The sequence below is a fragment of the Ruegeria sp. HKCCA5839 genome (assembly GCF_013035585.1).
Classification (GTDB): domain Bacteria; phylum Pseudomonadota; class Alphaproteobacteria; order Rhodobacterales; family Rhodobacteraceae; genus Ruegeria.
Window position 1 is genome coordinate 253,826 of the sequence record NZ_WQIE01000002.1, and the last position, 24,816, is coordinate 278,641.

Genomic DNA, 24,816 nt, shown 5'->3' on the forward strand with positions numbered 1-24,816 from the left:
CGCCTGAAACGGAACCAAGGATCGTGCTGGGATTTCTTTACCGCCGCATACTCTACATGATCCCGACAGTCTTTCTGGTTTCGGTGGTCACCTTTCTGATCATTCAGCTGCCTCCTGGGGACTATCTGGATACGTTGGCGGCGGAACTGTCGGATCAAGGCGGGCTGGATGAGGCGACGGCGCAGGCATTGCGTGATCAATATGGTCTGGGTCAGCCGTTCTATGTCCAATATTACAAGTGGATCACGGGGATCATTTTTGATTGGAACTTTGGCATCTCGTTTGAAAAGAACGTGCCGGTCAATGATCTGATCTGGGATCGATTGGGTTGGACCTTTGGGATTTCGGTCCTGACGCTGCTGTTCATCTGGATCGTCGCGCTGCCCATCGGGATCTATTCTGCTGTTCGGAAATATTCCTTTGGGGATTACGCTGCCACATTGTTCGGGTTCATCGGCCTGGCCGTGCCGAATTTCCTGCTGGCTTTGGTGATGATGTATGTGGCCTTCAAATTTTTCGGCCAAAGCGTTGGTGGTCTTGTCAGCCCACAATATATCGGCGAGCCCTGGACATGGGACAAGTTCGTCGATCTGCTGAAACATATCTGGATGCCCATTGTTGTGGTTGGCACGTCGGGTGCGGCGGCGCTTATCCGTATCATGCGCGCCAATCTGCTGGATGAGTTGTATCGGCCCTATGTGGTAACGGCACGCGCCAAGGGCATGTCCGAGTTTCAGCTTCTGATGCGCTACCCCGTTCGCGTCGCGCTTAATCCATTTGTCTCAACAATCGGCTGGATCCTTCCCACGCTTGTGTCCGGTGAAATCATTGTTGCGGTTGTGATGAATCTGCCGACCACCGGCCCGCTGCTGCTGCGGGCACTATTGGTGCAGGACATGTACCTTGCCGGATCTCTGATCCTGATCGTCAGCCTCTTGACGGTGCTGGGCACGTTGATCTCGGATCTGTTGCTGGCGTGGATCGACCCGAGGATACGGTATCAATGAGCTTGGCAGACACACAATCCGAAGCCGCAAAGCAAGCGGATGTTGCCGTGCCCGAACTGCTGGGGCCGTGGTCGCTGATGTGGCGAAAGTTCCGGCGTCACCGGGTGGCCTATGTCAGCCTCTGGCTGGTCGGTTTCATCTATGCGCTGGCGCTGTTTGGGGATTTCTTTGCGCCCGAACGTTTGGACGACACCAACCGTAGGGGCATCTTTGCACCTCCGCAGGGCATTCATTTCTTTGTGGAAAACGAAGACGGATCGCGTGAGTTTCAGCTTCACGCCAAGGCGCGCAAGGTGCAGGTCGATCAATCGACGATGCGGCGCAGCTATGTTGACGTTCCGGGCAAGATCATCCCGCTTGGCTTCTTTGTCGAAGGCTATGACTATAAGCTTTTGTGGCTGATCCCGTCCAACACCCATTTCTTTGGCCCGAAAGACCCTGATGATGTTGTCTATTTCCTTGGGGCCGACAGATTGGGGCGCGATATCCTAAGTCGTATCATCATTGGCACCAAGATCTCGATGTCGATCGGTCTTGTCGGAGTGGCGATTTCACTGGTCATCGGCGTGTCGCTTGGGGGTTTGTCGGGCTATTACGGCGGCTGGGTCGACAATGTCATCCAGCGTTTGATCGAGTTTCTGCGGTCGATACCGACCATCCCTCTTTGGATGGGGCTTGCGGCTGCGATCCCATTGGGATGGCCGCCCCTTCGCACCTATTTCGTGGTCACTATCATCGTGTCGATGATCGGATGGACAAGCCTTGCGCGCGAGGTGCGCGGCAAGTTTCTGTCATTGCGCAGCGAAGATTTTATCGTTGCCGCGCGGTTGGACGGCTTGTCGGATTGGGAAGTGATCCGCAAGCATATGATCCCCAGCTTTTCCAGCCATATCATCGCGTCGCTCACACTTGCGGTGCCGATGATGATCCTGGCTGAAACCTCATTGTCTTTTCTGGGTATTGGGCTGCAACCGCCCATCGTGTCCTGGGGGACGTTGCTGAAAGAGGCTCAGAATATCCGCACGATTATCGAGGCCCCCTGGCTGCTGCTGGCGCCGGGCACGATGATTGTTGTGGCCGTTCTGGCGTTGAACTTCCTGGGGGACGGCCTTCGCGATGCCGCAGATCCACATGCCCACTGATATGTCCATCGCCCCGCCCGAAGGATCTCCGCTGGTCGAGATACGGGGGCTAAAGACCCATTTCTTTACCGATGACGGTGTGGTCAAGGCCGTGGAAGGCGTTGACCTGGACATCTTCGCCAATCGGACCTTGTGTATTCTTGGCGAAAGCGGTTGTGGCAAATCGATCATGGCGCGGTCGATCCTGCGGATCATTGACGCGCCGGGCAAGATAACCGCAGGCAGTATCACCTATCACGGGCGCGAAGGGCGGTCAGTGGATCTGGCCCGGGCGCGGCCCGGATCGAAAGAGCTGCGCGATATTCGCGGCAGTGACATCGCGATGATCTTTCAGGAACCGATGTCCTCGCTGGGTCCGATCACGAAGATCGGCAAGCAGATTGTCGAAACCTTGCATCTGCACCGAAACCTGACCAAGGCCGAGGCGCGTGAGCTGGCAATCGAAATGTTGGCCAAGGTCGGTATCCCCAAACCTGCCGAACGGTTCGAGGCCTATCCGTTCGAGCTGTCCGGCGGCATGCGTCAGCGGGCGATGATCGCAATGGCTCTGTCGTGCCAACCTCGGTTGCTGATCGCGGATGAGCCGACCACCGCGCTGGACGTGACCACCCAGGTTCAGATTCTTGATCTGATCGCCGAGTTGCAGGACGAGTTGAAGATGGGCGTGATGCTGATCACCCATGACCTGGGCGTGGTGGCCGAAGTGGCCGAGGATGTGGCCGTCATGTATATGGGGCAGATTGTCGAGAAGGGCGACGTCTACTCGATCTTCGAGAACCCGAAACACCCCTATACACAGGCTTTGCTGGCCTCAATCCCGCGTATGGGCATGACGCGGCAAAGGCGTTTGCCTGCGATTCAAGGCATGGTGCCACATCCATTGGCGCGCCCCTCGGGCTGTGCGTTCCGAACCCGGTGTAACCACGTCATCGCGGGCAAGTGTGATGCGCAGACCCCACCTCTGGTGCCGCGCGATGGCAGCGAGGTTGCGTGTTTCCTTCACGATGAGGGTGCCAAACATGTCTGACCCCATTCTGAAGGTCCGCAATCTGGACAAGCATTTCCCGATTGGCGGTGGGTTTTTTGGCAAGCCCACAGATATCGTGCGCGCCGTCGACAACGTGTCGTTCGATGTTGAGCGGGGCGAGACCTTTGGCATTGTTGGCGAAAGCGGTAGCGGAAAGACCACGCTGGGCCGCTGTATCATGCGCGTGTTGAGCCCGACAAACGGGGGCATGACTTTGCACCGGAAGGGCAAGGACTCGCTTGATTTGGTCACTGCCGACCGCACGCGCCTGACCGAAGCCTGGCAAGATATGCGGATGGTGTTCCAAGACCCGCAATCGTCCCTGAACCCCCGCTTGCGCGTGCTTGAGATCGTTGGTCAATGCCTGCGCAAATCCGAAGGTCTAAGCGGTAAAGCGCTGTCCGACAGGGTGGGCGGTTTGCTGGAAGAGGTCGGACTGCGCAAGGAATTCCTGATGCGCTATCCCAATGCTTTTTCAGGCGGACAGCGTCAAAGGTTGGGCATCGCGCGCGCCTTGGCGACAAAGCCCGAATTGGTCATCGCGGATGAAGCTGTCTCGGCCCTGGATGTGTCTATTCAGGCGCAAACGCTCAATCTGTTGCAGGACCTGCAAGAACAGTTTGCCCTGACCTATATCTTCATCGCCCATGATCTGGCGGTGGTCGAACATATCTGTGACCGGATCGCGGTGATGTATCTGGGTGAGATTGTCGAGCTGTCGACAACCCAGGATTTGTTCCGCGCCCCCAAACATCCCTACACCCGAGCGCTTTTGTCTGCGGTGCCTATTCCCGACCCGCGCGCGCGTCACAAAGCAAAGCGTCGCTTGCCGGTCGGGGATGGCGGTGTGCCCGACAAGGGCTGCCGTTTTGCCCCCCGATGCCCACATGCAACCGAGCTGTGTCGGAACGAAACACCCAAGGCCAAACCAGTGGCTGGCGCGGATGTGCTGTGCCACTATGCGGGCGAGATCTAGCGACCGGTATCAGCCTTTCAGCGCACCGGCTGTGAGTCCGGATTGGAACTGGCGTGTCATCAGGAAATAGGTGACGACGACCGGCAGGGTCGAAACAACCACCGAGGCAAATACAAGCCCCCATTCGGTCGAATACGATCCTACAAAAGACACGATACCAACCGGCATCGTCTGAACTTCGGGATCGAAGGCGATGATGAGAGGGATGAAAAACTCGTTCCACATCCAGACACCGTTCAGGATCGAGACCGACAGCAAGCCCGGTTTCAACAGCGGCAATACGACCCGCCGAAACACTTGCCATTCCGACGCCCCATCCATGCGGGCCGCGTGGATCAGGTCACGTGGCAGGCTGGCGGCCAGCGGGGTCAGCACCAGCACACCCAGCGGCAGCCCCATGGCGGTATAGGGGATGATCAATGCAAATAGCGTACCAAAAAGCCCGACGGTCTTGAGCAGAATAAAAAGCGGCAGAATGATCGCATGGACAGGCACCAGCAGGCCCGCCACGAACAATGTGTAAAGCCCGGTCGAAAACTTGCGTTCTTTCCGAGACAAGCCATAGGCAACCATGGCCGACAGAAAGCTGGAGGCGGCAACAGCCGTTCCGGTCACGATGATCGTGTTGGGCAACGTCAGAGACAGGTTCGCCTCATCCCAAGCGCGTTTGTAGTTCGAGAAGCTCCATGATGATGGCAGACCAAACGGGTCCATGAAGATCTCGCTCACGGACTTGAATGAGGCCAGGACCATGAACAAAAGCGGCAGGATTACCCAGGCAGCGGCCAATATCAGAACCGCAGTTCGCGCCGAGGTGACAAGGAACCGTGACTTGGCGCTTGTACGTTGAACCAGTTCAGTGGAACTCATGTCTCGATCTCCCGCGCGCGCAAGACTTTGAGGATCAGACGGCAGATCACTGCCATGACCAGCATGGTCAAAAGCGCCATGGCGACACCAAATGCGAAGCGGATTTCAGCGCTGGAGAAGGATGAACTGCCGAAAGCCGTCCGATAGATGAGCGTGCCCAGCACATCGGTCGAAAAGTTCGGCGCCCCGAGCGGGCCGGTCAGAACATAGACAACATCGAAAGTGCGAAAGGTTCCGATGAAAGTCAGGACGCTGAGCGCCGTGAATGCCGGAGAAAGCTGAGGGAAAGTGACGCGCCAAAAGATCTGACGGGTATTGGCCCCATCCATCGCGGCTGCCTGGCGCAGCTCTTCCGATACGTTCTGCAATCCTGCAAGGTAGATAATGATCGCCCAACCCAGCGAGTTCCACGCGGTCACAGCAATGACGACACCCAAAGCTGAGGTTGGATTCGAAAGCCATTGCAGCGCCAGAAAATCAAGCCCCACCGATCTGAGCGCCGGATTGATCAGGCCGATATTGGGCGACAGCATCAATGTCCAGACAAACCCCGTGGCCACCAGCGACAGAATGACGGGAAGAAACAGAACCGTGCGGTAGAATTCCATAAAGCGCGGTTTTTCGTTCAATAGGACCGCAATATAGAGCCCGACTGTGTGCTGAAACACGAGGATCGCCACAAAGATCGCCGCATTGTGTAACGCTGCACGGTAATAGGGCCAATAGCCTAGAATTTCGGTATAATTCGCCAATCCGATGAACGACACATCATTGCCAAGCCCGCTCCAGTCGGTCATCGACAGGCCAAAGGCAAACAGGATCGGAAAGATCATGACTGCCAAAAAGAAAGCCAGCCCTGGTAACACAAACCAGAGATGGCTGTAGGATGACCGTCTGTTTTTCGGATTGCTTTGCATGTGCGCTCTTGCTGGATCGGCTGCACCAAATGGCGCAACCGATCCTGTCTTGGTGTCAGTTGGCAATTTTGACGGCGTCCTGAGCCGCCTGAGCAAAGTCTTCTGGGCTCATCTCTCCCAAAAACAGGGCCGCTACGTTTTGCTGAACGACGGACCAGACATTGCCGGTTTCGGGCAGCTCATAGAATACGCGAACGTCGTTTACCTTTGCCGCCGAGGTGAACTCATCCAGGATGCGGTTTTCACTGGGCGTGACGTCTTTGTGCGTGGTCATCGTGATCGTATCGACCACCATCTGCTGCGCCTCTTCCGACAGCATCCAATTCAGGAATGTGTAGGCCGCGTCTTTGTCTTCGGCGTCCGAGTTGACCAGAAAGATGTATTCCAGACCGGTCACGGTCGAGGGCGCATTATCCCCAACTGCGGGGAACGGCACGACACCGAGATCGACATTGGGGTTGATCTCTTTATATCCGACATAGTCGGCCGAGCCGCCGGGCATCATCGCGCCGCGTTTCATCGCCGCCAGCGCCTTTCCTTCGACATAGGGTGTCGACAGAGCGCCAGGTTGCAGACAGTTCTGCCCGATCTCTTGCAGGAACCGGGCAGCATCGACCATGTCAGGGTCTGTGAATTTACGCTTGCCGGCACGCAGATCGGCAAACCCATCTGCCCCCATGACCGAAGAGGTCAGCATCATATACATGAAGGATGGCACGATCCCGTCAGAGGCTGGCACAACCATCGGCGTGATGCCTTTGGCCTTGAGCGTTGTGCACATCTCCATGAACTCCGCCTGCGTCGACGGAGGCGTCAATCCGTTCTCTTCAAAGACATCCCGGTGGTAATAAAGACCCACGGAATAGGCGCCCAGGATCGGAACGCCCCACACCTGACCATTGGTTTCAATCGCTTCACGTGCCGCGTCGCGCAGGTTGGCAACGTCAACCTTGCCTGTCAGATCGGTGATATAGCCTGCCTCGGCGGCGGCAACCGTCTCGGGCCCTGCGGGTAGGCCAAACAGATCAGGGGCTTCGCCTGCGGCAAGGGCTGTGTTCAGCCGGGCGGAGTAGTTGGTGCCTGCGATCTCTTCGAGATCGATCTTGATGTCGGGATGGGCGGCTTCGAATTTGTCCAGAATGGCTTCGACCGCCGATTTCCATTCAGGGTGCTGATGCCACATGGTCAGGGTCGTTTCAGCCAGGGTCTGGTTCGCGCAGAACGCCAACCCGGCAGCTGTGACAAGGGAACGGAACACACGTTTCTTCATTTTCTTCTCCTCCAAGTTGGTCTTGATGTCACTTCACTGGTTCAGCGCTCCTCCTGTCGCCGGATCAAAGAAGTGAAGGTTATCTGTGGCGATACGCGCGCGGACGCGGTCGCCGGAACGGGCTTTGGATCGCGGTGAAAAGCGGCAGATACACAATCCGCCGGATGTAGGCCCAAGCGGGGTTTCGACCTGATCCTGGGGTTGATCACCAACATGGACCTGCTCGGCCTCCAAGGCCAAATGAACCATGTGATCCGCGCCAAGCGACTCGAGATGTGCAACTTCGGCTGTGATCGTGTCGCCCGCGCGCGTGTCTGGGGACAGATCCGCGTCTTCTATATCTTCGGGGCGGATCCCAAGGATGACATCACCTGTGTGTGCGGAGATTCCGGGAAAGGCTTCAATGCTTTCGGGGGCGATGGTCAGGGTCTGGTCCCCAAGTGTTATCTGCTTGTCGCCGGTCCCGCTCAGGCTGGCCCGAAACAGGTTCATCGGGGGTGAGCCAATGAAACTTGCCACAAATGTATTGGCAGGTTTTCGATAGAGGTCATCAGGCGTGGCCACTTGTTGCAGCACGCCTTCACGCATGATGGCCACGCGGTCACCCATTGTCATCGCTTCGACCTGATCATGGGTCACGTAGATGGTGGTCACATCCAGACGTCGCTGAATCTGGGCGATTTCCGAACGCATTTTGACCCGCAGTTTTGCGTCGAGGTTCGACAGCGGTTCGTCCATGAGAAACACCGAAGGCTGGCGGATGATCGCCCGCCCCATCGCAACCCGTTGCCGTTGGCCACCCGACAAGCGGCCCGGCCGCTGGTTTAAAAAAGCGCTAAGATGCAGTGTTTCAGCAACGGCTTGAACACGCTTGGAAATTTCGGCTTTGTCAACTTTGGCGATCTGAAGGGGAAAAGCGATATTGTCGAAGACCGACATATGCGGATAGAGCGCATAGCTTTGGAACACCATCGCGATGTCCCGGTCGCGCGATTCAAAATCCGTCACGCGTTGTTCGCCGATATAGACGTCACCCCCGGAGGGGTCTTCCAGTCCACCGATCAGCTTGAGCGCGGTAGATTTTCCGCAGCCGGACGGGCCGACGAGCACAAGAAACTCGCCATCTGAAATCTCAAGATCGAGGTGATCCAGCGAAGGCTTGGCGGATCCATCGTAGACCTTCGAAAGCCCCTGAAGCGTAACGCTTGCCAAAAGCCCCTCCCAGCAGTTTTGGCGGAATATGCGCTTCGCATCGCAAAGGCGGCCGCATTTTGTTATACGTTCCAAACGAAATACTATATTATTTAGACCATATCAACGATTAAATAGTTTGCGAGGCGCAGAGTGTCAGTGATTTTAGTGATCGCGGCTCTGTTTGATCAGGCAGGGGGGCGCTGGTTTCCGCGACGCTCTAGTCACCGGTGCGGCAGAGGGACCTGTTGGTCTTTGTGCTGAGTCTGGGCACACGCGCGTCACGCGCTGTTCGGCTCAGAACTGCTTGGGTGAAATAATGTCTTGGCTGGGTGCTTTGTTCGGCGCCTCGATCGCGCGGATCGCTGCCTTGGCCAGAAAGCTGCCGGCATTTTGAACATCCTCGCGCACCACTTTGATCGCGTGCCGGAAGTGCTGCAAGAACGGTACCGCTTCTTTTGCGAAGATATCCAGATCCTGACCCAGAACCCTGCCAGCCCCTTCGGCCCCGACGCTGGCAAAGATCGCCGCCGTCGAGGAGGGAGCGATAATGCCGTCGATATCGGTCCGTCTGAGCAGAAAATCCCTGATATGCTCTTTGATGTCCTCGCCGCTTTCATCGCTCGATGATCCGGGGATCGCCTCGAAATGCGCCTCGGTCTGCGCAATGGCTTCGCGCGCGCCTTTCAGCATGTCCTGTGCATAGTTTTGGGTCAGCGGTGGGGTCAGCATCGCAATGCGGCGACGACCGCTGCGGACAAGCTCTTGCGCTGCGATCCGCCCGAAGGCGACATTGTCAAAGTCGAAATAAGGGTGCTGATCGCGCCACTTCGTCCGGCCGTAAGTGGCAAAGGGGAATTGACGCCGCAGCAGATAGGCGACGCGCGGGTCTTCGACTTCGATCCGGTTCAGGATCAACGCATCCGCCGATCCAGTCTCGAGGATGTAGCGGACCGGCTTCATCGGGTCTTCGCCGGGAAAATAGGGCGTCACAATCAGATGGTAACGCGTATCGCGCAGCGCATCGGCAATTGACGAGACCAGTTGCCCGGTGTGATCGGTCACCTCATGATCAGAGCACAGGACCAGTGAGATCACATTGGTCTTGCCGGTGCGCAAGCGCAATCCGGCTCTGTTGGGGACATATCCGATCTGTGACGCGATCGCGCGTACCTTTTCCTTGGTCGCGACCCCGATATCCGGCGCATCGTTCAGTGCCCGCGATACAGTGGGCACCGCCAGCCCCGAAATCTCGGCGATGGTGCGCAATGTTGGTCTGGGCTTGTCCGAATCCGGCATCTCTTGGTGCGCCTTGGTGGAGTTTGTTGGGCTTTATGGCAGCTCGATAGCTGCCGTTCGCCCTATTTTGAAAGACGAAATTAACCTGCGAAAGGCCGGAAGTAAATCCGTTGCAAGAAATTTCTAAAACGTTATAGTAGCGATCTATAACGATTTAGATTTGGGAGGAATCAATGAATCGCCTGGCGAAAATAATGGCTGGAACTTTTCTTGCAGGGGCCGGAGCAGCCCATGCAGCGGACCTTGAGGTCACGCATTGGTGGACATCAGGAGGCGAGGCCGCAGCGGTCTCGGAGTTTGCCAAAGCCTTTACTGACAATACGGATCACAACTGGGTCGACGGCGCGATTGCCGGATCAGGTGGCACCGCGCGTCCGATCATCATCAGCCGCATCATCGGCGGTGACCCGATGGGCGCCACGCAGCTAAACCATGGTCGACAGGCGGAAGAGTTGATCGAGGCCGGTTTGCTGACCGACCTGACCGAGCTGGCAGAGAAAGAAGGCTGGAAGGATGTTGTGAACCCGTCCTCGCTGCTGGATGCATGCACCTATGAAGGACGCATCTATTGCGTGCCGGTCAATATCCATTCCTGGCAGTGGATCTGGCTGAGCCATGACGCCTATGAGGCAGCAGGTCTGGATGTCCCCGCCGACTGGAACGAATTCGTCGCCAGCGCACCGAAACTGCAAGAGGCCGGGATTGTTCCGCTGGCGATGGGGCAGCAAAGCTGGCAGCAGAACGGTGCCTTTGGCGTCTTGGCTATCGCCATTGCAGGTGTTGACGCCTGGCGCAAAGTGGTTGTCGATCGCGATGCAGATGCGGCGATGGGCCAGGAATACCAAAAGGTGTTTGAAGCGATTGTAACCGCACGTGAGCTGGCTGCCGACTCAAACGTCCAGGACTGGAACCAGGCCACAAATATGGTGATCACCGGCAAGGCCGGCGCGCAGATCATGGGCGATTGGGCGCAAGGCGAATTCCAGATCGCCGAGCAAGTGGCCGGTGAAGACTATACCTGCCTGCCCGGTTTGGGGATCAATGAGATTCTGGATACCGGTGGCGACGCGTTCTATTTCCCTGTGATTGATGATCCGGCGGTGCAAGAGGCCCAGATGGCCCTGGCTTCGACCCTGATTTCCCCGGATGTGCAGGTGGCCTTCAACCTGAAAAAAGGGTCGCTGCCGGTGCGTGGCGATGTTGATCTGTCTGCGGCCAATGATTGCATGCAGAAGGGTCTGGATATCCTCAAGGCGGGTGGCATCCTGCCATCGGGCGAAATGAACCTGACGCCCGACACGCAAACCCAGATCGAAGACCTGATGGCCGAGTTCTGGTCGACCGATATGTCTGCCGGTGATGCGCAAGCGCGCTATGCCGACATCATTCGGTCCTCTGAGTAAAGCGCCACCACTCGCGCGCCTGTCCGGGATTAGGTAATCTCGGGCAGGTTTAAGCCGCGCCAAGGGACTATCATGTCAGATCTGTCGTCAATCGACACATCCGAGCGCAAGCAAGCGCAACGGCCTGTGTCACTGTTTCGCAACCTGTCCGCCAAAATCGCTTCGATCCCCATGATCCTGACCGCTCTGGTCGTGTTCGTGGGCGGAACGGCCTGGACGGTGGTGCATTCTTTTACCTCGTCGAAACTGCTGCCGAAGACCAATTTTGTAGGCTTCGAGCAGTATGAGCGACTGTGGACCACGCGCCGCTGGCTGGTGTCGCTGGAAAACCTTGCGCTCTACGGTATCCTGTCGTTGGTCTTTACCTTAGTCATCGGCTTTACGCTGGCCGCCCTGCTGGACCGCAAGATCCGGGGTGAGAACGTGTTTCGCACGATCTTCCTTTACCCCTTCGCGCTCAGCTTCATTGTCACGGGCCTGGCCTGGCAGTGGATTTTGAACCCCAATCTGGGCATTCAGCACGTGGTGCGCAGCCTGGGGTGGGAAAGCTTCACCTTCAACCCGCTGAACGACCCCGACATCGTGATGTATGGCATCCTGATTGCGGGGCTGTGGCAGGGTACCGGGCTGATCATGGTGATCATGCTGGCGGGTCTGCGCGGCATTGACGAAGACATCTGGAAAGCCGCCCGAGTGGACGGCATTGGCACCGTGAAAACCTATGTGGTGGTCATCATCCCGATGATGCGCCCGGTTTTTGTGACCGCGCTGGTGCTGATCGCAAGCGGCATCATCAAGCTTTATGATCTGGTAGTAGCGCTGACCAACGGGGGGCCCGGCATCGCCTCGGAAGTGCCCGCGAAATACGTGATCCAGTACATGTTCCGCGCGCAAAACCTGGGGCAGGGCTTTGCGGCCTCGACCATGATGTTGGTCTCGGTGGCCATCATCCTGATCCCCTGGGCCTATCTTGAATTCGGAGGGCGCAAACGTGGTTGATCTGACCTCATCCCGCAGCCTGGATGGCCCCCGTGGCCCCAAACCCAAACGCAGCTTCAGCCGGGCGAACATCTTTCTCTATGGCACGCTGATTGTCGTGTCGGTCTATTACCTGCTGCCGCTTTACGTGATGGTGGTGACCTCACTGAAAGGCATGCCGGAAATCCGCACAGGGAACATCTTTTCCCCACCGCTTGAAATCACTTTCCAGCCTTGGGTCAAGGCCTGGGCGCAGGCCTGTACCGGGATCAACTGTGACGGGCTGAGCCGGGGGTTCGGCAATTCGGTCAAGATCCTGATCCCGTCGGTGGTGCTGTCCATCGCCATCGCTTCGATCAACGGCTATGCCCTGGCGCGGTGGAAGTTCAAAGGGTCCGAGGTGTTCTTTTCGATCCTGATCGTGGGCGCATTCATACCCTATCAGACGATGCTGTATCCGCTGGTGATCATCCTGCGCGAGATCGGATTGATGGGCGATCTGGGTGGGCTGGTGCTGGTGCACACCATCTTTGGTATGCCGATCCTGACCCTGCTGTTTAGGAACTATTTCGCCTCGATCCCCGAGGATCTGCACAAGGCCGCGCGGGTCGATGGGGCCGGGTTCTGGAGCATCTATTTCCGCATCATGCTGCCCATGTCTCTTCCGATCTTCGTGGTGGCGATAATCCTGCAAGTCACTGGTATCTGGAACGATTTCCTGTTCGGAGTGATCTATACCAAGCCCGAAACCTACCCGATGACGGTGCAGTTGAACAACATCGTCAACTCGGTTCAGGGCGTCAAGGAATACAACGTCAACATGGCCGCGACCCTGCTGACCGGGCTGGTGCCGCTGATCATCTACTTTGTCTCAGGCAAGCTGTTTGTGCGCGGTATCGCCGCCGGTGCCGTGAAAGGATAACCATGCATTCTGTCGAAATACGCGATCTTGATCTCAGCTTCGGCGCGGTCGAAGTGCTCAAAGGTCTGAACCTGAATATCGAGGACGGAGAGTTTCTGGTTCTGCTCGGTTCATCCGGCTGCGGCAAGTCCACGCTGCTCAACTGCATTGCCGGGCTGCTTGAGGTCACGGACGGGCAGATCTTCATCAAAGACCGTAATGTTACATGGGAGGAACCCTCGGACCGGGGTATCGGCATGGTGTTCCAGTCTTATGCGCTCTATCCGCAGATGACGGTCGAGGGGAACCTGTCTTTTGGTCTGAAAAACGCCCGCATGTCGCGGGACGAGATCGCCAAGCGCGTCGCGCGGGCGGCCGAGATTTTGCAGATCGAACCGCTGCTGAAACGCAAACCCGCGGCCCTATCGGGCGGTCAGCGTCAGCGTGTCGCCATCGGTCGGGCGCTGGTGCGCGATGCCGATGTGTTTCTGTTTGACGAACCGCTCAGCAATCTGGATGCCAAACTGCGTGCCGATCTGCGGGTGGAAATCAAGCGCCTGCACCAGCAGTTGAAAAACACCATCATCTATGTGACCCACGATCAGGTCGAGGCGCTGACATTGGCCGACCGCATTGCGGTGATGAAAGGCGGGCAGATTCAACAATTGGCCTCGCCCACGGAAATCTACAACCGGCCAGGCAACCGCTATGTTGCGGATTTTGTGGGCTCTCCGGCGATGAATTTCATCGATGGGATGCTGATCGAAGACCGGTTCGAGATGCAGGATCAGGTGCTGTCGGTGGCAGGTTATCCCTTTGCCAAAACGCCAGGCGGCCCGGCCACATTGGGCATCCGTCCCGAGCATATCGAAACCGGCGCTGCCGCCGAGGCTTTGCCGTTTCACACTGATGTTCCCGTTGAGGTGATCGAACCGATGGGGTCAGACACTCTGGCCTGGACCCGTTTTGCAGACAAGGCGTTCCGTGTGCGACTGGATGGGCAGACCGATATCCGCCCCGGTGATCAGCTGAAAATCGGGATTGATATGGCGAAAGCCTCGTTCTTTGACGCTGAAACCGAGGTGCGGTTGTGAAGGACATGCAGGAAAACGGCGCGATTGATCTGACCGGCCCGTGGCACATGCGGGATGCGCTGGGCGAGTATGATCTGGCCGTCGCGCTGCCGGGCGATGGGATCTCGGCGCTTTATGAGGAGGGCCTGATCCCCGACCCTTATTTTGGGCGCAACGAATATGATCTGCGTTGGATCGCCGAGCGGGATTGGGTGTTCGAACGCAATTTCCATCTGGATGATGTGAGTTTCGTTCTGACACTGTCGCAGGTGGATACGGTGGCCGAGGTTACGATTAACGGCACGCCTGTTCTGACCACAGATAACGTCTTCCGGTCTTATCGCGCCGATATCTCGAACGCGGCGCGGCGCGGGGAGAATACGTTGCGGATCACGCTGCATTCCAGCGTGCGCGAAAGCGCCGACCGTCAGGCGGCGCTGCCATATCCAGTGCCCAGCCATCCGCGAAATTGTCCGATTCCAAACGGCAACATGCTGCGCAAGGTGCAGTGTGATTTCGGTTGGGATTGGAACATCGCGCTGGCCCCGTTTGGGATCTATGGCGATATCTGCCTGCGGCCCAAAGACCAGCCACATTTTTCGCAGATCACCACACGGCAGGCCCATACCGGAAACCGCGTGACATTGACCGTGCAAGCGCAGCTGGACGGCGCGGATCAAGCAGAGCTTTGCTTTACAGGCGAGACCCAGACGGTTACCCGCGATGTGCATGGCCGGATCGAAGCGGCGTTCGAGGTCGAAAACCCGGATCTGTGGTGGCCGGTTGGGCTGGGCGCGCAGACATTGCATCCTTTAACGCTCAGTGCCCAAGACGTCACAGAGACGCGCAGGATCGGGTTGCGCGACATGCTTCTGGTCACCGAACCCGATGAGATCGGCACCAGCTTTCGGGTGCAGGTTAACGGGGTCGATGTCTTTTGCCGGGGCGCAAACTGGATCCCCGCTGATGCGTTGCCGGGCCGGATTACGCCGGAAAAGACCCGCGACCTGCTGCAATCGGCGGTTGACGCCAATATGAATATGCTGCGCGTCTGGGGTGGTGGGCGGTATGAGCCCGACAGCTTTTACGAGGCCTGTGATGAGCTGGGGTTGCTGATCTGGCAGGACGCGATGTTCTCGTGCAACCTCTACCCGGCGCATGACAGTTTTCTGGATGATGTGCGGGCCGAGGTGACGGAACAGGCCGCGCGTCTCTCGAACCACGCCTGCGTCGCGCTGTGGTGTGGCGATAATGAGCTGGTCGGCGCGCTGGGCTGGTATCCTGAAAGCGTAAAGGACCGTGACCGTTATCTTGTGGCCTATGACCGGCTGAACCGCACCATTGAACGCGCGGTCAAGGACGTGCTGGGCGAAGACGCCAATTGGTGGCCCTCTTCACCGTCCCTGGGGCGGCTGGATTTCGGCGACGGTTGGCATGATGACCGCGCCGGTGACATGCATTTCTGGTCGGTCTGGCATGAAGGGCGCGATTTTGATCATTATCGCGACGTGGCGCCGCGGTTTTGCAGCGAGTTCGGTTTTCAATCCTACCCGTCGATGGATGTTATCCGCAGCTTTGCCGAGGAACGAGATTTCAACATCGCCGCCCCGGTGCTGGAAAGCCACCAGAAGAACAAAGGCGGCAATGCGCGGATTGCCGAGACAATGTTTCGCTATTTCCGTTTCCCCGAAGGCTTCGAGAATTTCGTCTATCTCAGCCAGGTACAGCAGGGCTTAGCTATCAAAACCGCTGTATCCCATTGGCGCGCACAAAAGCCACGCTGCATGGGCACGCTTTATTGGCAGCTCAATGACACTTGGCCCGTCGCCAGTTGGTCTTCGCTGGATTATGGCGGCGGGTGGAAGCTGATGCACTATATGGCGCGCCATTTCTATGCGCCGGTCAGCACCACGCTTGTGCCCAGTGACGGTGCCTATGATCTGATCACGGTGAATGACACTTCGGCCCCGGTTGAGGTCACTGTTGCCCTCTGCGCGCTGGGCATGGACGGGCAAGAACGTGAGGTTGCGCGGGCGAAAGGGAGGGTCACGCCAGATCGTGCCGCCAAGCTGTTGCAGGTGCCCACCAGTCTGATTGCTGCCGACGAAATCCTACTCTACCGCACCACCCTACCGGACGGATCTGTGCAGACCGATCACCATGCGCCCTTACCCTACAAGGCCTATAACTTGCCGGCGACGCAGTTGGTCCTGACGTCTGAGCGTGATGGTGACAGATACAAGTTGACCGTCAGCACCGACAAGCCTGCCTTTTTCGCCGGTATCGAGGCCGACAAACCTGGCCGGTTCTCAGACAACGCGCTTTTGGTGCTTCCGAAAGAGCCGCGCCAGTTGACCTTCACGCCATCCGACCCGCACGCGCGCGTCGAATTCGTTCTGCGCGATCTGTATTCCGCCACATACGGCACGACCAACAAGGATAGATCATGACCGCTTTTGGATATCAGCTTTATAGCTCGCGCAATTTTGCGCCACTCACCGATACGCTTAGCTTGCTGGCGGATATCGGCTATCAAGAAGTCGAAGGTTATGGCGCGCTGTTTCAGGATGCTGAACTGCTTGGACAGTTGAGGGCAGGGCTGGACCAAACCGGGTTGCGCCTGCCCACCGCTCATTTCGGTTTGGATGCCGTGCGCCAAAACCCTGGCGATGTGGTCCAACTGTGCAAGGAACTTGGGGTCGAGATCGTCTTTTTTCCGTTCCTGATGCCTCAGGATCGCCCGGTGGATGCGCAGGGATGGACAGCGTTTGGTCAAGCTTTGGCTGAGGCGGGCAAGCCTTTGCAGGATGCCGGACTGTCCTTCGGCTGGCACAATCATGACTTTGAAGTTGCCGATCTGGGGATAGCGGAAACGCCATTGGATCTGATCTTGCAGGCGTCGGATGATCTGTTGCTGGAACTCGACGTGGCTTGGGTTGCACGGGGCGGGCGTGACCCGTTTGACTTTATCGCCCGCTATGGTGACCGGATTTCTGCCGTTCACGTCAAAGACATCGCGCCCGAAGGCATGTGTCAGGACGAAGACGGCTGGGCCGATGTAGGGCAGGGCATTTTGGACTGGTCGGCACTGTTTGCAGCGCTGAAAGGGACCAGCGCAAAGCACTTCATCATGGAACATGACAACCCGTCTGACCATGCACGGTTCGCCCGGCGTTCGTTCGAGGCAGCAACCGCATTTGCAAAGGACAACACATGACGAATTTGGGCGTAGGTATTATCGGGGCCGGAAACATCTCGGCCGCCTATCTAAGGCTCGCCCCGTTGTTCAAAGGGTTCGAAATGCGGGCCATTGCCGATTTGAACCTGGAAACGGCACAGGCACGGGCGGCCGAGTTCGGGATCCGGGCCGCGACGGTCGAAGAGTTGCTTGCGGCGGATGACATTGACGTTGTGGTCAACCTCACCATCCCTGCGGCGCATTTCGAGGTTTCGAAATCGGTGCTTGAGGCGGGAAAACATGTTTATTCGGAAAAACCGGTTGTTCTGACGCTGGATGAGGCCATCGCGCTGTCCAAACTGGCCAATGAGCGCGGGCTGCGTGTCGGGTCTGCACCTGACACTTTTCTGGGTGGCAGCCATCAACAGGCGCGGCAGCTGATCGATGATGGGGCCATTGGGCAGGTCGTTTCGGGGACCGCCTATGTGATGGGGCCGGGGATGGAGCATTGGCATCCAAACCCCGACTTTTTCTTTTTGCCCGGCGCTGGGCCGGTTCTGGATATCGGGCCGTATTACGTGACCAACCTCATAAACATGCTGGGGCCGGTGCGAAAGGTTGCTGCGCTGTCGCAGACCGCTTTTGCCGAACGGGTCATCAAGTCTGAGCCCCGGCGCGGTGAGACGGTACCGGTGAAGACCCCCACAACGCTGATGGCTTTGCTGGAGTTTCAGTCGGGCGCGATAATAACGCTTGGCACCAGTTGGGATGTGAAGGCGCACACCCATAGCAATATGGAGCTTTATGGCAGCCATGGCTCGCTCTATGTGCCTGATCCGAACTTTTTCGGAGGTACGCTTTCCCTTGCGGGTGAGGACGGTGAGGTCAAGACGGTCGAGCCTTGGAACCACCCCTTTGGTCGGGCCAATGAAAACCTAGATTCAGCGGAGCCGCGCGCCAATTATCGCTGTGCGGGGCTGGCCGACATGATTGCCGGTCTGCATGCGGGTCGCCCGCATCGGTGTGCCTTGGAACTTGCTGTGCATAGTGTCGATGTCATGACCGCTATTCTGAAATCGGCCGAGATCGGTTCGTTTGTCGAGATCGAGACAGATTGCACCCGGCCCGAGGCTTTCCCACCCGAACTGGCCCGGGAAATCCTGAACCCAGCTTGAGTCCATGGGTGGGCGACACCTAAAACTGCTCATCGCTTTCGCAGCCTCGCCGTTTCCGCTCAATATTTAGGCGGAAGTGGGCCCGAAAGCGGTGGGCCTGACCCTGCTGATTGAGGTCGGCCCAACAAGTGTCCAGATGGTCTGCATGAGCCAGAATCTGACAGTTGTCGTTGTCGAGCAGAACCAGGAACGCGCGTTCGCGATCGTTGATGCCTTGAAAGAGGCGGGTGACGCGGACGTGTTTGTGATCGGCAATGTCTCGGGCTTGGCGCGCCAGATTGCAGTGCATGACCCCGACATCGTGCTTATTGATATCGACAACCCTTCACGCGACATGCTGGAAGAGCTGACCGTCGCCTCCAGCCCGCTCGAACGCCCGGTGGCCATGTTCGTAACGGGCGCGGCGGGCGGTTTGGCCAAAGCGGCTGTTGAGGCCGGCGTGTCTGCCTATGTGGTTGATGGCTTGCAGGCCGAGCGGATTAAACCGGTTATTGATACGGCCATTGCCCGGTTTCAGGTCCTGCGTCAGATGCGCGTGGAACTGGCCGAAACCCGCCGCGCACTGGAAGAGCGTAAGGTGATTGACCGGGCCAAAGGATTGATCATCAAGGCCAAGGGAGTTTCCGAGGACGAGGCCTATGCGCTGTTGCGCAAAACGGCCATGAACCAGAACCGCAGGGTTGCGGATGTGGCCGAGGCGCTGGTCACCGCGTCGGGGTTGTTGTCATGAGAACCGTCACTCTGCCCGTCGCCTATATGCCTCTGGTCGATGCCGCCCCCCTGATCGTTGCGCGCGAGATGGGGTTTGATCATGCCGAAGGCATCTCATTGGATTTGCGCCCGGCCCCGTCTTGGTCATCGCTGCGCGATATGCTGGCCTTTGGGCATGTGGATGCGGCGCATCTGCTGTCGCCAGTCCCGGTGGCGATGGCTTTGGGCCTGGGGGGCATTGCAACGTCGCTTTCTGCGGTTTCGGTCCTGTCGCTGAATGGCAATGTTATCGGCGTTGGTACGCATCTGGCCCAGCGGTTGGCGGATCAGGGTTTTGCCTTTGACTTTGCCGATGCGCAAGCGGCGGGTGCTGCCTTGGCAAAGGTGGCCGGTGACGTTCTGGTGTTTGGCGTGCCCTTCCCGTTCTCGATGCATGTCGAGCTTTTGCGCTATTGGGTTGCGGGCACCGATCTGGCCTCGAAACAAGTGGAAATTCGCACGGTTCCGCCCCCTCTGATGGCACAGGCGCTGGCCGGAGGGGAAATCGATGCGTTTTGCGTGGGTGAACCCTGGGGCTCTTTTGCGGTGGATGACAATGTCGGTGCGCTGCTTTTGCCCGGTCGTGCGATCTGGAGCTGCGCGCCGGAAAAGGTGCTGGCAGTCAGAAATGATTGGGCCGAGACCGAGCCGCATTTGCTGGGCAGTCTGATGCGCGCCGTGTGGCGTGCAGCGCGGTGGCTGTCGCAACCGGACAGCCGGACCACCGCCTCTGAAATGTTGTCGCGCAAAACCTATCTTGATGTCTCGCCCGAACTGGTTGACCGCGCGTTGATGGGTGAGTTCACCATCTCGGCCCGCGGTGAGACGCGCCAAGTCGAAGGTTTTGTCGAATTCTTTGACGGTGCGGCCACTTTCCCCTGGCGCAGTCAGGCGAAGTGGGTGGCGCACCAACTGGCGATGCGAAACGGGCTGGACGCCAGCACAGCCGAACGTCAGGCTGCCAAGGTCTTTCGCAGTGATCTGTACCGGCGCGAGTTGCAGGGGCTGGGGGTCGAAACCCCCGGCGCATCCGAGAAACAGGAAGGTGCTTTGGCCGAGTCAACCGCCGTCGCTTCAGCCAATGGAAGCCTGATTCTGTCTCAGAATGTGTTCTTCGACCGGCGCATTTTCGAGCCGACCAGTTAAGTCTGCACAAAATTTTTGCATCGCAGCGTAGTTTGACGCTGCATTGCAGAAAAATCGGGGCGCAAACCTCAAAAAGGAATGACGCCACCACCTGTCAGGGGCTTAATGAGGTCATCGGAAGGCAACGAAGCCCACCGACGGAATTCGCCCACAACGCAGGGCATCTAAAAAGAGCAAAGCCGCTCGACCAACCGCCAACTCCTCCCGGCGGTGTGTGTCGGCGGCTTTTTTTGTTTGCCCAATGGGCTGAACCGAGAGGGATGAAGATGAAAAAGCTAATTCTGAGCCTGGCAGCGACGACGGCCCTTGCCTCGCCTGTATTTGCCGAGCTGGAGCTGGAAAAAGACGAGCTGACCTTTGGCTTTATCAAGCTGACCGACATGGCGCCTTTGGCGGTTGCCCAGGAACAAGGGTTCTTCGACGACGAAGGCTTGTTTGTCACGCTTGAAGCGCAGGCCAACTGGAAAGTGCTGCTGGATGGCGTCATCGATGGTCAGCTGGACGGTGCACATATGCTGGCCGGTCAGCCTTTGGCGGCGACAATCGGCTATGGCACCGAAGCGCATATCATCACGCCCTTCTCGATGGACCTGAACGGCAACGGCATCACCGTGTCCAATGAGGTTTGGGAAGAGATGAAGCCGAACGTGCCGAAAATGGACGATGGTCGCCCGCAGCACCCGATTTCTGCGGCAGCGCTCAAGCCGGTGATCGAAAAATACAACGCCGAAGGCAAGCCCTTTAACATGGGCATGGTCTTCCCGGTTTCGACGCATAATTACGAGCTGCGCTATTGGTTGGCAGCGGGGGGTATCAACCCTGGTTATTACTCTCCTGAAAACATCACCGGTCAGATCGCAGCCGAAGCGTTCCTGTCTGTGACGCCTCCGCCGCAAATGCCGGCCACACTCGAAGCGGGCACCATTTATGGCTATGCCGTGGGCGAGCCATGGAACCAGCAGGCCGTGTTCAAGGGCATCGGCGTTCCGGTCATCACCGACTATGATATGTGGAAGAACAACCCCGAAAAGGTCTTTGGCATCACCAAGGAATTCGCGGAAGAAAACCCGAACACGACCCTCGCCGTGGTCAAGGCGCTGATCCGCGCGGCTATCTGGCTGGATGAAAACGACAATGCCAACCGCGAAGAAGCGGTCGAGATCCTGAGCCGCCCGGAATATGTGGGTGCGGATTACGAGGTGATCGCAAACTCGATGACCGGCTTTTTCGAGTTTGAAAAAGGCGACCGTCGTCCGGCGCCCGACTTCAACGTGTTCTTCCGCTATAACGCGACATACCCGTTCTATTCCGACGCGGTGTGGTACCTGACACAGATGCGCCGCTGGGGCCAGATTTCGGAAGCCAAACCAGACAGCTGGTATGACGAGGTCGCCAAGTCTGTCTATAAGCCTGAAATCTATCTGGAAGCGGCCAAGCTGCTGGTAGACGAAGGCTTGGCGAACGAAGCCGACTTCCCCTGGGACAGCGACGGGTACAAAGCGCCTACTCCGGCAGCGGACGTCATCGACGGCATCGGCTATGACGGCAAAGCGCCCAACGCCTATCTGGACAGCCTTCCGATCGGCCTGAAAGGTGACCAAAAAGTCGTTGGCACCGAGATCCAAGGCTAATTGAGCCGCGCATCGGCGACGGCTTGCGGCGGAAGGGTTCTTCAAATCCTTCCCCGCCCCGGCATCACTGATGCGCGATCCCTCCATCCAACTTCCCGCCACAAAGCAGGACCCGACACATGACCGCGATCGACCCCAGTTCCTTAGCTTCTGAACAGCGCAAAGAGCGTTTGTTCACACGTATCAACCAGGCCGACAAATGGTTTCAGGTGCTTGGCCTTGCTTGGCTGACGCCTGTCCTGAAGGCTGCTGCGGGCGATAACCCCAAGGCACAAGTCAGCGAAATCTGGCGACTGTTGATCGTGCCCTTGCTGGCCATTGCGGCCTTTCTGGTCTTGTGGGGCACGCTCGCTCCAAAGGTCCAAACTTCTCTGGGGGCGATCCCCGGCCCGGCGCAAGTCTGGACTGAAGCGGTCAACCTGCACGAAGCGGCAAAAGCGACCGCTGAAAAACGGGCAGCCCATGAAGAACGCGTCGAAAAGCGCAACCAGCGTTTTATCGACCGGGGCCAGCCTGAAAAGGTGAAAGATATCCCCTTCACCGGCGCGCCATCTTATTACGCGCAAATCTGGACTTCGATCAAAACCGTGTTCTTCGGCTTTCTGATCGCCACGGTTGTCGCCGTGCCGCTTGGTATCGCTGCGGGCCTTTCGCCGACCGCAAATGCAGCGCTGAACCCGTTGATCCAGATTTTCAAACCGGTCTCTCCTCTGGCATGGTTGCCCATCGTGACCATGGTTGTCTCGGCCGTTTACGTCACGCAGGATGGCTGGTTCGCCAAGTCCTTCCTGGTCTCGGCCATCACCGTAACACTGTGTTCGCTCTGGCCTACGCTGATCAATACCGCTTTGGGTGTGGCATCCATCGACAAGGATCTGGTGAACGTCTCCAAGGTGTTGAAAATGAACACCTATACCAAGATCACCAAGCTGGTTCTGCCCTCGGCTCTGCCGCTGATCTTCACTGGTCTGCGCCTCAGCCTTGGTGTTGGCTGGATGGTTCTGATCGCCGCTGAAATGCTGGCGCAGAACCCTGGCCTTGGTAAGTTCGTCTGGGATGAGTTCCAGAACGGCTCGTCTCAGTCGCTGGCCAAGATCATGGTTGCGGTTTTGACCATCGGCATCATCGGCTTCCTGCTGGATCGGGTGATGTACGCGCTGCAATCCCTGTTTACCTTTACCAACAACCGGTGAGTGTGATGGGTATTCTAAGCATCAAAAACGCCTCGAAATCCTTTGGTGAGGGCGCCGGACGCACCGATGTGCTGAAGGGCATCGACCTGGATGTGGAAGAGGGTGAGTTCCTGGTCATCCTCGGCTTTTCCGGCACTGGCAAGACCACGCTGATCAACCTGCTGGCAGGGCTGGATACGCCCACTTCGGGTGAGATCACGTTCAAAGGCGCGCCGATCAAGGGCCCGGGCCCCGAACGCGGCGTGATCTTTCAAAGCTATTCGCTGATGCCGTGGCTAACGGTCAATGGCAATGTCGGGTTGGCGGTGGACACTGTGTTCCCGGGTCTCAGCAAGGCGGAAAAAGCCGAGAAGGTCGCGCATTACGTCAAGATGGTGGGCCTCAGCCACGCCGCGACGCGTCGTCCGGCGGAACTGTCGGGCGGGATGCGGCAACGGGTCAACGTGGCGCGCGCCCTGTCGATGAACCCCGAGGTTCTGCTTCTGGACGAGCCGCTTTCGGCACTGGATGCGCTGACCCGCGCCAATTTGGCCGACGAGATCGAACATATCTGGGAAGCCGACAAGAAAACCTGTGTGCTTATTACCAACGATGTGGATGAGGCGATCATTCTGGCCGACCGTATCATCGCATTGAACCCTGATGGCACGCTGGGGCAGGAGTTCCGCGTCTCGATCCCGCGTCCGCGTGAACGGGGGGCGATGAACAACAACGAGACGTTCAAGCGTCTGCGTGCTGATGTCACCAAATACCTGATGGATGTGGGGATCGAGGCCAAGGTTGAAGGCACGCGTCTGCTGCCTGATGTCACCCCGATCCACGGCGTGCCCGCTGCAGTAGCCGAGGCACAGGCTGGGATGATCGAAAACCGGTTCCTGGACTTCTCGCAACTGCACAAGGTCTATCCGACACCCAAGGGACCGCTGACCGTCGTTGAGGATTTCGATCTGAAGATCGACAAGGGCGAGTTCATCTCGCTGATCGGGCATTCCGGCTGCGGCAAGTCCACGGTTCTGACCATGGCGGCCGGACTGAACGAGATCTCGAAAGGCGCGATTAAACTGGATGGGCGTCACGTTGAAGGCGCTGATCCCGAACGTGCGGTGGTCTTCCAGTCACCCAACCTGTTCCCCTGGCTCAGCGCCAAAGAGAACGTGGCGATCGGGGTCGACAAGGTCTATCCCAAGGCCAGCCAGGCCGAGCGGCAGGATGTGGTCGAATACTATCTGGAACGGGTCGGTCTGGCCGACGCGATGGACAAATCCGCCAGCGATCTGTCGAACGGCATGAAGCAGCGCGTTGGCATCGCCCGCGCCTTTGCCCTGTCGCCCAAGCTGCTGCTGCTGGATGAGCCTTTCGGGATGCTCGACAGCTTGACCCGCTGGGAGTTGCAAGAAGTGCTGATGGAGGTCTGGTCGCGCACCAAGGTGACCGCGATCTGCGTGACCCATGATGTCGATGAGGCGATCCTGCTGGCTGACCGGGTGGTGATGATGACCAACGGTCCGCAGGCGACCATCGGCAAGATCACCAACGTCGATCTGCCGCGCCCGCGCACCCGCAAGGCGTTGTTGGAGCATCCCGATTATTACGCCTATCGGCAGGAAGTTCTGGATTTCCTGGAAGAATACGAACACGGCGCCAAGCCGAAATCGCCCGCCCCCAAGGCGATTGCAGCGGAGTGAAACC

21 protein-coding genes are annotated in these 24,816 nt (G+C 58.0%); 16 read left to right on the forward strand and 5 right to left on the reverse strand.

The annotated features are described in order from the left end of the window. Positions 1–23: 23 nt before the first annotated feature. From GOV38_RS06810 to GOV38_RS06825, 4 genes are read left to right on the forward strand one after another with little or no spacing between them, the layout of a single operon-like run. Entirely contained in the window at positions 24–1,007 is a 984-nt protein-coding gene (locus tag GOV38_RS06810; protein WP_171208562.1) for an ABC transporter permease, read from the forward strand. After that, complete coding sequence (locus GOV38_RS06815) at positions 1,004–2,149, forward strand: ABC transporter permease (protein WP_171097686.1); 1,146 nt, start codon at positions 1,004–1,006, stop codon at positions 2,147–2,149. The genes GOV38_RS06810 and GOV38_RS06815 overlap by 4 nt, the downstream gene beginning before the upstream one ends. Continuing rightward, entirely contained in the window at positions 2,139–3,176 is a 1,038-nt protein-coding gene (locus tag GOV38_RS06820; protein ID WP_217352068.1) for an ABC transporter ATP-binding protein, read from the forward strand. Before GOV38_RS06815 ends, GOV38_RS06820 begins: the two co-directional genes overlap by 11 nt. After that, a complete protein-coding gene (locus GOV38_RS06825; RefSeq protein ID WP_217350247.1) occupies positions 3,169–4,152 on the forward strand; it encodes an ABC transporter ATP-binding protein in 984 nt (327 codons plus the stop codon). Before GOV38_RS06820 ends, GOV38_RS06825 begins: the two co-directional genes overlap by 8 nt. A gap of 9 nt (positions 4,153–4,161) precedes the next feature. Here GOV38_RS06825 and GOV38_RS06830 read toward each other — a convergent pair whose 3' ends face one another. The 5 genes from GOV38_RS06830 to GOV38_RS06850 form a co-directional block, all read right to left on the reverse strand. Then, positions 4,162–5,022: a carbohydrate ABC transporter permease gene (locus GOV38_RS06830; RefSeq protein ID WP_171208563.1), complete on the reverse strand. Its 861-nt coding sequence runs from the start codon at positions 5,020–5,022 to the stop codon at positions 4,162–4,164. After that, positions 5,019–5,855, reverse strand: coding sequence for a carbohydrate ABC transporter permease (locus GOV38_RS06835; protein ID WP_171230970.1), 837 nt, complete (start codon positions 5,853–5,855; stop codon positions 5,019–5,021). The genes GOV38_RS06830 and GOV38_RS06835 overlap by 4 nt, the downstream gene beginning before the upstream one ends. Positions 5,856–5,994: 139 nt before the next feature. After that, positions 5,995–7,209, reverse strand: a complete 1,215-nt coding sequence (locus GOV38_RS06840) for an ABC transporter substrate-binding protein (protein WP_171208564.1) — start codon at positions 7,207–7,209, stop codon at positions 5,995–5,997. A 33-nt stretch (positions 7,210–7,242) separates the two neighbouring features. Then, complete coding sequence (locus tag GOV38_RS06845; protein ID WP_171208565.1) at positions 7,243–8,421, reverse strand: ABC transporter ATP-binding protein; 1,179 nt, start codon at positions 8,419–8,421, stop codon at positions 7,243–7,245. Between the two features lie 276 nt (positions 8,422–8,697). Next, a complete protein-coding gene (locus GOV38_RS06850; protein ID WP_171208566.1) occupies positions 8,698–9,699 on the reverse strand; it encodes a LacI family transcriptional regulator in 1,002 nt (333 codons plus the stop codon). 194 nt (positions 9,700–9,893) lie between these two features. Between GOV38_RS06850 and GOV38_RS06855 the strand changes: the two genes are divergently transcribed. The 12 genes from GOV38_RS06855 to GOV38_RS06910 all read left to right on the forward strand — a co-directional run bounded on the left by GOV38_RS06855 (position 9,894) and on the right by GOV38_RS06910 (position 24,812). Beyond that, the gene (locus GOV38_RS06855; protein ID WP_254430508.1) at positions 9,894–11,102 is read left to right on the forward strand and encodes an ABC transporter substrate-binding protein; all 1,209 of its coding nucleotides are present in this window, start codon (positions 9,894–9,896) and stop codon (positions 11,100–11,102) included. Positions 11,103–11,174: 72 nt separating this feature from the next. After that, positions 11,175–12,101: a carbohydrate ABC transporter permease gene (locus GOV38_RS06860; protein ID WP_171208568.1), complete on the forward strand. Its 927-nt coding sequence runs from the start codon at positions 11,175–11,177 to the stop codon at positions 12,099–12,101. Beyond that, positions 12,094–13,002, forward strand: a complete 909-nt coding sequence (locus GOV38_RS06865; RefSeq protein ID WP_171208569.1) for a carbohydrate ABC transporter permease — start codon at positions 12,094–12,096, stop codon at positions 13,000–13,002. The genes GOV38_RS06860 and GOV38_RS06865 overlap by 8 nt, the downstream gene beginning before the upstream one ends. A 2-nt stretch (positions 13,003–13,004) precedes the next feature. Further along, positions 13,005–14,075 carry an ABC transporter ATP-binding protein gene (locus GOV38_RS06870; protein ID WP_171132367.1) on the forward strand — a complete coding sequence of 357 codons (1,071 nt, stop codon included), beginning with the start codon at positions 13,005–13,007 and terminating at the stop codon, positions 14,073–14,075. Positions 14,076–14,080: 5 nt separating this feature from the next. Further along, complete coding sequence (locus GOV38_RS06875) at positions 14,081–16,504, forward strand: glycoside hydrolase family 2 protein (protein WP_171208750.1); 2,424 nt, start codon at positions 14,081–14,083, stop codon at positions 16,502–16,504. Continuing rightward, entirely contained in the window at positions 16,501–17,271 is a 771-nt protein-coding gene (locus GOV38_RS06880; protein ID WP_171208570.1) for a sugar phosphate isomerase/epimerase, read from the forward strand. The genes GOV38_RS06875 and GOV38_RS06880 overlap by 4 nt, the downstream gene beginning before the upstream one ends. Next, positions 17,268–18,407 (forward strand): Gfo/Idh/MocA family protein, encoded by a 1,140-nt coding sequence (locus tag GOV38_RS06885; protein WP_171208571.1) that lies wholly within the window; start codon positions 17,268–17,270, stop codon positions 18,405–18,407. Before GOV38_RS06880 ends, GOV38_RS06885 begins: the two co-directional genes overlap by 4 nt. Positions 18,408–18,552: 145 nt before the next feature. Next, positions 18,553–19,137, forward strand: a complete 585-nt coding sequence (locus tag GOV38_RS06890) for an ANTAR domain-containing response regulator (RefSeq protein WP_171097715.1) — start codon at positions 18,553–18,555, stop codon at positions 19,135–19,137. Then, positions 19,134–20,303: an ABC transporter substrate-binding protein gene (locus GOV38_RS06895; protein WP_171212979.1), complete on the forward strand. Its 1,170-nt coding sequence runs from the start codon at positions 19,134–19,136 to the stop codon at positions 20,301–20,303. The genes GOV38_RS06890 and GOV38_RS06895 overlap by 4 nt, the downstream gene beginning before the upstream one ends. Positions 20,304–20,569: 266 nt before the next feature. Beyond that, complete coding sequence (locus GOV38_RS06900) at positions 20,570–21,934, forward strand: CmpA/NrtA family ABC transporter substrate-binding protein (RefSeq protein WP_171132361.1); 1,365 nt, start codon at positions 20,570–20,572, stop codon at positions 21,932–21,934. 119 nt (positions 21,935–22,053) lie between these two features. Then, positions 22,054–23,127 (forward strand): ABC transporter permease, encoded by a 1,074-nt coding sequence (locus GOV38_RS06905; protein WP_171097721.1) that lies wholly within the window; start codon positions 22,054–22,056, stop codon positions 23,125–23,127. Between the two features lie 5 nt (positions 23,128–23,132). Continuing rightward, positions 23,133–24,812, forward strand: a complete 1,680-nt coding sequence (locus GOV38_RS06910) for an ABC transporter ATP-binding protein (protein WP_171208572.1) — start codon at positions 23,133–23,135, stop codon at positions 24,810–24,812. The last annotated feature ends 4 nt before the right edge of the window (positions 24,813–24,816 follow it).

Bases quoted from the DNA above. Each gene is read 5' to 3' on its own strand.
- GOV38_RS06815 (WP_171097686.1), top strand. From the start codon at position 1,004: ATGAGCTTGGCAGACACACAATCCGAAGCCGCAAAGCAAGCGGATGTT.
- GOV38_RS06820 (WP_217352068.1), top strand. From the start codon at position 2,139: ATGCCCACTGATATGTCCATCGCCCCGCCCGAAGGATCTCCGCTGGTC.
- GOV38_RS06825 (WP_217350247.1), top strand. From the start codon at position 3,169: ATGTCTGACCCCATTCTGAAGGTCCGCAATCTGGACAAGCATTTCCCG.
- GOV38_RS06830 (WP_171208563.1), bottom strand. From the start codon at position 5,022: ATGAGTTCCACTGAACTGGTTCAACGTACAAGCGCCAAGTCACGGTTC.
- GOV38_RS06835 (WP_171230970.1), bottom strand. From the start codon at position 5,855: ATGATCTTTCCGATCCTGTTTGCCTTTGGCCTGTCGATGACCGACTGG.
- GOV38_RS06840 (WP_171208564.1), bottom strand. From the start codon at position 7,209: ATGAAGAAACGTGTGTTCCGTTCCCTTGTCACAGCTGCCGGGTTGGCG.
- GOV38_RS06850 (WP_171208566.1), bottom strand. From the start codon at position 9,699: ATGCCGGATTCGGACAAGCCCAGACCAACATTGCGCACCATCGCCGAG.
- GOV38_RS06855 (WP_254430508.1), top strand. From the start codon at position 9,894: ATGGCTGGAACTTTTCTTGCAGGGGCCGGAGCAGCCCATGCAGCGGAC.
- GOV38_RS06860 (WP_171208568.1), top strand. From the start codon at position 11,175: ATGTCAGATCTGTCGTCAATCGACACATCCGAGCGCAAGCAAGCGCAA.
- GOV38_RS06870 (WP_171132367.1), top strand. From the start codon at position 13,005: ATGCATTCTGTCGAAATACGCGATCTTGATCTCAGCTTCGGCGCGGTC.
- GOV38_RS06875 (WP_171208750.1), top strand. From the start codon at position 14,081: ATGCAGGAAAACGGCGCGATTGATCTGACCGGCCCGTGGCACATGCGG.
- GOV38_RS06880 (WP_171208570.1), top strand. From the start codon at position 16,501: ATGACCGCTTTTGGATATCAGCTTTATAGCTCGCGCAATTTTGCGCCA.
- GOV38_RS06885 (WP_171208571.1), top strand. From the start codon at position 17,268: ATGACGAATTTGGGCGTAGGTATTATCGGGGCCGGAAACATCTCGGCC.
- GOV38_RS06890 (WP_171097715.1), top strand. From the start codon at position 18,553: ATGAGCCAGAATCTGACAGTTGTCGTTGTCGAGCAGAACCAGGAACGC.
- GOV38_RS06895 (WP_171212979.1), top strand. From the start codon at position 19,134: ATGAGAACCGTCACTCTGCCCGTCGCCTATATGCCTCTGGTCGATGCC.
- GOV38_RS06900 (WP_171132361.1), top strand. From the start codon at position 20,570: ATGAAAAAGCTAATTCTGAGCCTGGCAGCGACGACGGCCCTTGCCTCG.
- GOV38_RS06905 (WP_171097721.1), top strand. From the start codon at position 22,054: ATGACCGCGATCGACCCCAGTTCCTTAGCTTCTGAACAGCGCAAAGAG.
- GOV38_RS06910 (WP_171208572.1), top strand. From the start codon at position 23,133: ATGGGTATTCTAAGCATCAAAAACGCCTCGAAATCCTTTGGTGAGGGC.